Origin of the sequence: Klebsiella sp. EMBS2024, from assembly GCF_036233805.1 — a bacterium.
Taxonomy (GTDB): domain Bacteria; phylum Pseudomonadota; class Gammaproteobacteria; order Enterobacterales; family Enterobacteriaceae; genus Klebsiella; species Klebsiella pneumoniae.
In genome coordinates this window covers 22,940-23,442 of the sequence record NZ_JAZARW010000004.1, presented here as the reverse complement: position 1 = coordinate 23,442, position 503 = coordinate 22,940, and the positions used below count along the sequence as shown (strand labels likewise).

At 55.1% G+C, this 503-nt stretch carries 1 protein-coding gene; it reads left to right on the top strand.

Annotated elements, in window-relative coordinates; genetic code table 11:
• The coding region (locus tag VZP09_RS24985) for an IS6-like element IS26 family transposase (RefSeq protein ID WP_328795538.1) at positions 1 to 503 on the top strand (503 nt) is incomplete at both ends.

Sequence of the window (503 nt, the reverse complement as noted above, 5' to 3'; positions counted from 1 at the left end):
CATTCAANGGCCGGCATTTTCAGCGTGACATCATTCTGTGGGCCGTACGCTGNTACTGCAAATACGGCATCAGTTACCGTGAGCTGCAGGAGATGCTNGCTGAACGCGGAGTGAATGTCGATCACTCCACGATTTACCGCTGGGTTCAGCGTTATGCGCCTGAAATGGAAAAACGGCTGCGCTGGTACTGGCGTAACCCTTCCGATCTTTGCCCGTGGCACATGGATGAAACCTACGTGAAGGTCAATGGCCGCTGGGCGTATCTGTACCGGGCCGTCGACAGCCGGGGCCNCACTGTCGATTTTTATCTCTCCTCCCGTCGTAACAGCAAAGCTGCATACCGGTTTCTGGGTAAAATCCTCAACAACGTGAAGAAGTGGCAGATCCCGCGATTCATCAACACGGATAAAGCGCCCGCCTATGGTCGCGCGCTTGCTCTGCTCAAACGCGAAGGCCGGTGCCCGTCTGACGTTGAACACCGACAGATTAAGTACCGGAACAAC